The organism is Micromonospora sp. 4G55, from assembly GCF_016803375.1.
Genome location: NZ_JAEVHN010000225.1, coordinates 1 through 9,015 on the forward strand (window position 1 = coordinate 1; position 9,015 = coordinate 9,015).

Sequence of the window (9,015 nt, forward strand, 5' to 3'; positions counted from 1 at the left end):
CGGCGGGGCGGTACGGATCTCGCGCAGCGCGTACCGGGCGGCCGCGGCGCCGACGGCGGCGGCCAGTAGCCGCCCCAGCCCGTTCACGCGGCCCTGCCGGATGCGACGCTGGGGTGGACTCCGGTCACCGGGGTACGTCGTTCGCTCACTGGGGCAGTCTAGGCAGCAGGGACGCGGCGTTGTCGCCGACGCCGTACTGGCCGGCCTTCTTTTCGGTGAGCTGCTGCACCAGGGCGAGGCTGGTGACCAGCTGGCCCTGCACGGTGTTGGCGTTGTCGACGGTGGAGATGGTCTGGGCGAGCACCGGGTCGCCCCGGACGATCGCGACCAGGTTGCCGCCGGCCGAGCCGTTGCCGCCCACCACGATCGAGCCAGTCCGGTCGAACTGCTCGGCGACCTTCACCACGGACTCGTCCTTCTTGGCGGAGTCCTTGTCCACGTACGGCTGCCCGCTGACCAGCACGACGGCCTCGGCGGACCCGGTGACCTTCTGCTCGGTGGTCAGGTAGCCGTTGTTGGCGTACGAGTTGAGCACCGCCCGGCGGTCGGCGTCGGTGACGGCGGGGGCGCCCTGGGCCCGGTCGAGCAGCACGCTGGCCAGCAGGGCGCTGGAGGTCTCCACCCCGTTGCCGTTGCCGGGCAGCGCGGAGGCGGGCGCGGTGGGCCGCGCGGCGGTCACCGCCAGCTCCATCAGGTTGGTGTTGTTGTCCGGGTTGATGAACTTGTCCTGCAGGTCGACCCGGCCGGTCACGTCGGCCCCGGCGAGTTCGAGCATCTTCAGCACGCCCTCGGTGTGGTCGCGGCCGGCGGGCAGGCTCAGCACCAGCACCCGCTTGCCGGTGAGCTTGCCCGGCAGGACGACCTGCGCCAGTTGGGCGGCGAAGTCCTCCTCGAGCTCCAGCTCCTTCTGCATGTTGTTGACCGACTGACGCATCTGCTGGTTGTCCTTGCGCAGCGCGTTGACGTTCTCCTTGAGCGAGTCCGCCACGGGGCCGTTGAGGGCGGCCGTGCCGACCACCAGGCCGATGGCCAACGCCAGGAAGACCGCGGTCAGGGACACCACGTGGTACCGGAAGTTGATCACGCTTGCAGCCTCTTGATCGGTCGGGGAGCTAGAAGAGCTGGCCGAGCTGGAACACGAAATTGTCCCACCACTCCGAGACCACGCCCAAATACGCCTTCCCGACGGTGGAGACCGCCACCGCGGAGGCCATCGCGGCGACCGCCGAGAGGACCAGCAGCAGCAGCGAGGAGCCCGAGATGCTCTGCCGGTAGAGCCGGCTCACGCCCTTGGCGTCGACCAGCTTGCCGCCGACCTTGAGCCTGGTGAGGAAGGTCGAGGCCATGCCGCCGCGGCCCTTGTCCAGGAACTCCACCAGGGTGGCGTGGGTGCCGACGGCCACCAGCAGCGAGGCGCCCTTCTCGTCGGCCAGCAGCATCGCGAGGTCCTCGCTGGTGGCGGCGGCGGGGAAGGTGATCGCGGGCACGCCGAGCCCGTTGACCCGGGCCAGGCCGGGCGCCCGCCCGTCCGGGTAGGCGTGCACGATCACCTCGGCGCCGCAGCGCAGCACGTCGTCGGTGACCGAGTCCATGTCGCCGATGATCATGTCGGGGGTGTACCCCGCCTCGACCAGCGCGTCCGCCCCGCCGTCCACGCCGATCAGCACCGGCTTGAACTCCCGGATGTACGGGCGCAGCACGTCCAGGTCGTCCTTGTAGTCGTAGCCGCGGACCACAATCAGGCAGTGCCGGCCCTGGACCTGGGTCTGGATGTCCGGTACGCCCACCCCGTCGAGCAGCAGGTCGCGTTCCTGCCGCAGGTAGTCCATGGTGTTGGCGGCGAACGCCTCGAGCTGGACCGACAGCCCCTCGCGGGCGTCGGCCATCGCCTTGGCCACCGTCTCGGCGTCCTGCAGCTCACCGTGGGCGACCGGCTCGTCGCCGACGTAGACGGTGTTGCCCTCGATCCGGATGGTGTCGCCCTCGCGGATCCGCTCGAACACCCCCTCGCCCAGGTCGTCCAGGAGCGGGATGCCGGCGCCCACCAGCACCTCGGGGCCGAGGTTGGGGTAGCGCCCGGAGACCGACGGCTTGGCGTTGAGCACCGCGGCGACGCCGACGGCGACCAGCGAGTCGGCCGCCACCCGGTCCAGGTCGACGTGGTCGATCACCGCGATGTCACCGGGGCGGAGCCGGCCGACCAGCCGTTTCGTACGACGATCGAGACGTGCGGTGCCGAGGACTGAGCCCGGTTCCGCGTTCCGGGTCCGGCGCAACGTGGGTAGACGCATCGTGACCATCCTGGCATGTGAGGCAGGCTTTTCTGTCGCGACATGCCTGAGCAGGGCCGCCTACCCAGGGAAGCACACCGGAGCGCAGGCCGGTGTGCTTGCGCTCACAATAGCGACGGTCAGGGCCGCCTTTCCTTGGCCGCCACCGCCAGGAGTTCCTCCGCATGCGCGATACCCAGGTCGGAATCCGGCAAACCCGCGAGCATCCGGGCCAGCTCCCGGGCCCGCTCGGTGTCCTCCACCACACGGACCCCGCTGGTGGTCACCGCTCCCCCGGTGTCCTTCGCCACCACCAGGTGCCGGTCGGCGAAGGCGGCCACCTGCGGCAGGTGGGTGACCACCAGCACCTGGTGGCTGCGGGCCAGCCGGGCCAGCCGGCGGCCGATCTCCACCGCCGCCTGGCCGCCGACACCGGCGTCCACCTCGTCGAAGACCAGCGTGGGCGGGCCGCCGGAGCCGGCGAAGACCACCTCGATGGCGAGCATCACCCGGGACAGCTCGCGCCCGAGGCGCCGCGCTGCAGCGGCAGCGAGGGCGCGCCCGGGTGGGCCAGCAGCCGCAACTCGACCTCGTCGGCGCCGTCCGGGCCGATGCCGGCCTCGGCGCCGTTGACCGGCAGGCTCGGCTCGGTCCGGCCCACCGGCCGCGGCACCACCGCCACGTCGATCCGGGCGTGCGGCATGGCCAGTCCGGCCAGCTCGACGGTGACCTGCTCGGCGAAGCGGGTCGCCGCCTCCTGGCGGGAGGTGGACACCCGGCCGGCCAGCTCGGCCACCTCGCCGGCGAGCCGGGTGGCCTCGCGGTCCAGCTCGTCGAGCAGCTCGTCGGAGTTGTCCAGGTCGGACAGTCGGGTGCGGGCCCGCTCGGCCCAGGCGATGACCCCGTCGACGTCGTCGGCGTACTTGCGGGTCAGCGCGCGCAGCGCGGCCCGTCGCTCGTAGATGACCTGCAACCGGGCCGGGTCGGCGTCCAGCGCCGCCAGGTACGTCGACAGCTCGGCGGAGACGTCGGCGACCAGCGTGGCCGCCTCCTCCAGCCGGGCCGCCAGCTCGCCGAGGGCCGGATCGGTGCCGGCCTGCGCCTCGAGGGTGCGCCGGGCGGTGCCCAGCAGCGCCGTGGCGTCGGGCGTCTCGTCGGCGGCCTCCGCGCCACCGGCGACGCACTGGTGGGCGAGCTGGGCGGCGGTGCGCAGCCCCTCGGCGTGCTCCAGCCGCTGCGCCTCGGCCTTCAGCTCGTCGTCCTCGCCGGGCTGCGGGTCGACCCGGGTGATCTCGTCCAGGCCCAGCCGCAGCAGGTCGGCCTCCTGGTTGCGGGCACGGGCGTTGCGCCGCCGGTCGGCCAGGTCGTCCACCACGTGCCGCCACCGGCCGTACGCCTCGCGCAGCGCGTCGAGCAGCTTCTCGTGCTCCGGCCCGGCGAACCGGTCCAGCGCGGCGCGCTGCTCGGCCGGACGCAGCAGGCGCAGCTGGTCGGACTGGCCGTGCACCGCCACCACCTGCTCGCCGACCTCGCCGAGCATCGACACCGGCATGCTCCGCCCGCCCAGGTGGGCCCGGGACCGGCCCTCGACGGTGACCGTGCGGCTCAGCAGCAGCGAGCCGTCCTCGTCGGGCTCGCCGCCGGCGTCGACGATCCGGGCGTGCACCGCGTCGGCGCGCGGCCAGCAGCAGCGAGCCGTCCTCGTCGGGCTCGCCGCCGGCGTCGACGATCCGGGCGTGCACCGCGTCGGCGAGCCGGCCACCGAGGCGCAGCCGCCCCTCGACCACCGCCCGGCCCGGCTCGGCCCGGACCCGCCCGGCGTCGGCCCGGCCACCGAAGAGCAGGCCGAGGCCGGTCACCACCATGGTCTTGCCGGCACCGGTCTCGCCGGTGATGACGTTCATCCCGCCGGTCAACGGCAGCGTGGTGTCCTCGATGACGCCCAGTCCGGTGATGCGCAGCTCTTCCAGCACAGCAACCGACAGTAGACGCGGCCCCCGACACTTGACCAGCCGGCGACGCCGGGGGGAGTCGTGCGTACAGTTCAGCCCCGTGTTGGACGTGATCGGCCTGACCCCGGACGAGGAGGAGCTGTACCGCCGCCTGGTGCAGCTCACCGTGGCGCGGGTCGACGAGCTGGCCCGGTGGCTGCGCCGCCCGCGCGCCGAGGTCGTCGCCCAGCTCGACACCCTGCGCGACAAGGGGCTGGTCCTGCCGACCGGTCCCGACCCGGACGGACCGCTGCGGCCGCTGGCCCCCGACGTCGCGCTCGGCGAGGCGTTGCTGCGCCGCCAGGAGGCACTGGAGGCGGCCCGCGCGGCGGTCACCCGGCTCACCGAGGAGTACCGGGCCGGCCTGCGCCGGCACGACGCCGACCACCTGGTGGAGGTGATCACCGGCGCCGGGGTGCTCCGGGAACGGCTGCGCGACGTGCAGAACTCGGCGCGCAGCGAGGTGCTCTGGTTCTGCCGGGCGAACCCGCTGACGATGCCCGGATCGGAGAACGTCGAGGAGTTCGACGCGCTGGCCCGCGGGGTCCGCTACCGGGCCATCTACGAGCGGGAGATGCTCCTCGAACCGGGCGCGCTGGCGGACGTGGAGCTGGGCGTACGCGCCGGCGAGCAGGCCCGGGTGCTGGACCGGCTGCCGGTCCGGCTGGCCATCGTGGACGCCCGGACGGCGATCTGCCCGCTGGTGCCCGACCGGGACGTCGGAGAGCCGAGCGCCGCGGTGATCGGCCGCAGCCAACTGCTCGACGCGCTGCTCGCCCTCTTCGAGAGTCACTGGCTGGTGGCCACTCCGCTGCGGTCCGCCACCTCGCCGGCCGGCGAGGCGGACGGCTACCTGCCGGACGCCGACGAGGTCCGGCTGCTCTCGCTCTTCGTGGCCGGGGTGCCGGACAAGTCCATCGCCTCCCAGCTCGGGGTGAGCCGGCGCACCGTGCAACGCCGCCTCGCCGATTTGATGACGGTCGCCGGGGTGGACACCGCCCCGGCCTGGCCTACCAGGCCGCCCGGCGCGGCTGGCTCTGACCTGCCCGCCGGCCGAGCCGCCGCCGGTCCCGCCACCCGAAGGCGGTGCCGGCGGCGGCCACTGGCGGCGGCCCGGTCCGGTTGCTCACCATTTTCTGGCGGGCAGCCGGACGGGCCGACGGAGGCGTCCGCGCGGGAGGGGGGGTCGACCCGCGCGGACGCCCGGCTCAGCGCAGCCCGTACGCGTCGATCACGGTCTGATCGACGACGTTGCCGGCGCTGTCGGCGGCGTGCACCCGCAGCGACACGGCTCCCTTGCCGGCCGGCACCGACGCGGTGTACCGGGTGTCGGTGCCGTGCACCGGCACCGACCGCCAGGTCGCGCCGGAGTCGAACGACACCTCCACCCGCAGGCTGGTGCCCTTCGGGGCCGATACGCCCGCCGGCTGGCGCAGCGTCAGCTCCAGCTGGTGCGGACGCCCACCGGCGACCGTGCCGCGCAGGTCGGCCGGCACCCGGTAGTCCACCTGGAGCAGCGGCAGCGGCTGGGCACTGTCCCCGGCCGGGCGGCCCGAGGTGAACTCCCAGGCCGTCTCGGTCCGGGTGGCCCACCGCCACTCGTCCGACGACCGCCGCGTGGTGACGTCCAGCCGGTAGCGGGCCGAACCCGGGTTGGTCGGAACCGGTGCCCAGCCGCCGGAGAGGTCGGCGATCTGCTGCCCGTCCCGGCTCAGCCGGCGCTCGACGGTGTCCTGCTCCTCGCTGAACCCGGCCGGGCTGTAGTGGCCGTCGGCGTCGACGAATTCGGCCACCCGCAGGTCGAGGTTGTCCCCGGTACGCGTGGGCACAGCCACCCCGGGACCCGCCGGCACGGCCGGCCGAAACACCGGCGCGTGCCAGGTTTCGGTGACCCGGTCGTCGGCGGCGTACTGCCGGGGCTGCTGCGTAGAGCCCCCGGTCAGCCGGCCCCAGGACCAGGGGAGCCGGTGCAGCACCCGCTGCTGCCACCAGTTGTCCCCGGCGCTGACGAACTCCTGCCGCACGGTGCCGGTACGCACCAACCGCTTCTCGTCCATCCAGGAGTACTCCTGCCAGGGCCGCCAGCCGAACCGCTGCTCGCCGGCCCAGTCGAACCCGCCGGTGTCGGCGTAGCGGGCGGTCACCTCGGCGGTGTTGTCCGCGGTCACCTGGTGCACGATGCGGTCCGGGATCCGCCCCTTCGACACCTGCCACACGTCGTACAGGTAGGGGCTGTTCGGGGTCAGCGTCAGGTCCAGCGTCACGCCTCCGGCCTTCGCCGCCGCGATCATCCGCTGCCCATCGTCGTACGCGACCACCATCGACGGAATCGGCAGGCGGTCCCCGTCGGGAGCCCAGACCGTCCACGCGCTCCAATCCGCCGGGCGGACCATGAGCACCATCGCGGCGCCCGCCGCGGCGGCATCGGCGACGATCTGGTCCTCCGCGACAACCTCGGGTCTGCTGGCGACCAGCGCGGCCGCACCTCGGACCCCGGCTCGGGACAGCTCGGCGGGGGTGCCGTCGCCCGCCCACACCAGCGGCAGCTTCCGCCGGCCGTCCGGAGCCGGCGACTGGTGCAGCAGGTTGATGTCCAGCGGACCGGAGACGTTGCTGACCTTGGCGTCCACCATGGGGGCGACCAGCTGCCACCGGGAGGAGAACTCGAACTCGCCCTCGCGCACCGGCCGGGTGGGCGTGACGTTCACTTGCTGAACCGTGCTGAACTCCATCACGCCGTGGTCGACCTGCCGGCCGTTGCCGAAGATCCGGTGCTCGAAGAAACTGATCACCGCCCGCTGCTCGGTCGGCTTCGGCGTCTCGATCCGCACCGGCGTGGCCTTGCGCGGGTCGAGCACCACGGTGAGGTCCCGGTCGACCATCAGCTCGGGATCGGTGACCAGGGTGAGCTGCTCGTCCAGCGGTGCGCCGTGATCGATCAGCCCCTCGAGCAGGTACGGGCCCTCCTCGACCTGCACCTGCACCTCACCGGGGATCCAACCGAGCTGGTCCGACTCGTGGTGTTCGCCGAAGAGGGTGAACACCGTCGCCACGCCGGACTGCCCGGCCATGTCCAGCGCGCGCAGGGTGACGGTGTGGATCGGGCCACTGAGGGTGAGCCCGACGGCCGTACGTACCGCGACACCGTCCGCGCCGGTGGCCACCAGCCACCCTCCGTGCACTCCCCGGTCCAGCTTCGCCGGGTCGGCGTGCAGCGGGACGTTCACACTGCCGCCGGCCGGCACGGTCACCTCCGTGCCGTCGAGCGACACCCCGTCCGGCTCGGCCGCACCGCGGTCCAGGTTGCGGAGCTCCAAGGCCAGCCGCAGGGTCTGCGGGGACGACGTGCCGTTGGTGTACGTAACGGTCCGCTCCACCGCCGCACCGCCGGTGTTCACCCGGCCGAAGTCGGCAGTGGCCGAGCCGTATACCCGCTGGCTCAGCGCGCCGGCCACGTCAACCCGGCCGCCGCCCTGCTCGAAGACGGTCAGCGCGGGGTTCGCCTTCGTCGTGCTGACCAGCGCGTCCTTGAGCTTCCCGGCGGTCCAGTCCGGGTGTTCCTGAGAGAGGATCGCCACCGCGCCGGCGACGTGCGGGGTCGCCATCGACGTCCCGGACGCCCGCGTGTACGCGTCGTCCACCGGCGTACCCATGGTGGTGCCGGCGGCGCGGGCGGCGACGATGCCGACGCCCGGGGCGTGATCTCCGGCTTCAGGCCGTTGTCGCCGAGCCGGGGGCCGCGGCTGGAGAATTCGGCCAGATTGTCGTCGCGGTCCACCGCGCCGACGGTGAGCGCCGCGGTCGCGGCGCCCGGCGAGCCGACGGTTTGCGCCGCGCCCGAATTGCCGGCGGCGATCACGAAAAGGGTGCCGGTCTCGGCGGTGAGGTCGTTGACCGCCTGGCTCATCGGGTCGGTGCCGTCGGTGGCGTCGCCGCCGAGGCTCATGTTGACGACCTTGGCGCCGGAGTGGGCGGCCCACTCCATGCCCGCGATGATGTCCGAGCCGTAGCCGTTGCCGTGGTCGTCGAGCACCTTGCCGACGAGCAGCCGCGCACCCGGCGCCACGCCCTTGCGCAGCCCGCCGGAGGCGGCGCCGCTGCCGGCGATGGTGGACGCCACGTGGGTACCGTGGCCGTGCCCGTCCTGCGCGCTGCCGGTGCCGCTGAAGTCCTTCGCCTCGACGATCCGCCCGGCCAGGTCGGGGTGGTTCGCGTCGACCCCGGTGTCCAGCACGGCGACCTCGACACCGGCGCCGTCCCGCCCGGCCGCCCAGGCCGCCGGGGCGCCGATCTGCGGCACGCTGTGCTCCAGGTCCGCTCGCACCCGCCCGTCCAGCCAGACCCGGTCGATGCCGGCGCCGAGCCGGGCCGGCGCACCGGCCGCGGTATGCGCCTGCGGCGTGCCGCGCAGCGTCGTCCACAGCCCGCCGAGCTCCTTCTTGCCAACCTTCAGCGCGGCGCCGTTGATGCTCTCCAGCGGGCGGGCGGCGGTGGCCCCGGCGAGCGGACGGACCCGCCCGCCGGCCGGCTGCTGGTAGCGCACGATCAGTGGCAGCGCGCCCTGCGCGGCGTCGCCGTACCCGTCGGCGACCAGTTCCTGCACGTCGAAGAGGTCGGCGTCGAGCACACCGGCGGAGAGGTACGGCACGACGTCGCTGGGCAGCACCCGCAGCCCACCGTCGGCTTCGATGGTGTGGAAGGTGATCCGGTCCCGGCCGGGCCGGGGCGGACGGTGGCGGCGACCCGACCAGGTG

At 73.6% G+C, this 9,015-nt stretch carries 3 protein-coding genes and 3 pseudogenes; 1 reads left to right on the plus strand and 5 read right to left on the minus strand.

The window, feature by feature from the left end:
• Positions 1–145: 145 nt before the first annotated feature.
• The 3 genes and pseudogenes from JNW89_RS18865 to recN all read right to left on the minus strand — a co-directional run bounded on the left by JNW89_RS18865 (position 146) and on the right by recN (position 4,243).
• Positions 146–1,084 (minus strand): copper transporter, encoded by a 939-nt coding sequence (locus JNW89_RS18865; protein WP_238449911.1) that lies wholly within the window; start codon positions 1,082–1,084, stop codon positions 146–148.
• Positions 1,085–1,112: 28 nt separating this feature from the next.
• Positions 1,113–2,291 (minus strand): putative cytokinetic ring protein SteA, encoded by a 1,179-nt coding sequence (gene steA, locus JNW89_RS18870; RefSeq protein WP_088962657.1) that lies wholly within the window; start codon positions 2,289–2,291, stop codon positions 1,113–1,115.
• A 119-nt stretch (positions 2,292–2,410) separates the two neighbouring features.
• A pseudogene (gene recN, locus JNW89_RS18875) lies at positions 2,411–4,243 on the minus strand (DNA repair protein RecN).
• 79 nt (positions 4,244–4,322) lie between these two features.
• On the opposite strand from recN, the gene JNW89_RS18880 reads away from it, so the two are divergent.
• Positions 4,323–5,822 (plus strand): helix-turn-helix domain-containing protein, encoded by a 1,500-nt coding sequence (locus JNW89_RS18880; protein WP_238449912.1) that lies wholly within the window; start codon positions 4,323–4,325, stop codon positions 5,820–5,822.
• 1,969 nt (positions 5,823–7,791) lie between these two features.
• On the opposite strand, the pseudogene JNW89_RS38865 reads toward JNW89_RS18880, so the two are convergent.
• Both JNW89_RS38865 and JNW89_RS37720 read right to left on the minus strand, forming a co-directional pair.
• Positions 7,792–7,914, minus strand: a pseudogene (locus JNW89_RS38865) (S8 family serine peptidase); the annotation flags it as partial.
• A gap of 101 nt (positions 7,915–8,015) precedes the next feature.
• Positions 8,016–8,927: pseudogene (locus tag JNW89_RS37720) on the minus strand (S8 family serine peptidase); the annotation flags it as partial.
• Positions 8,928–9,015 lie beyond the last annotated feature (88 nt).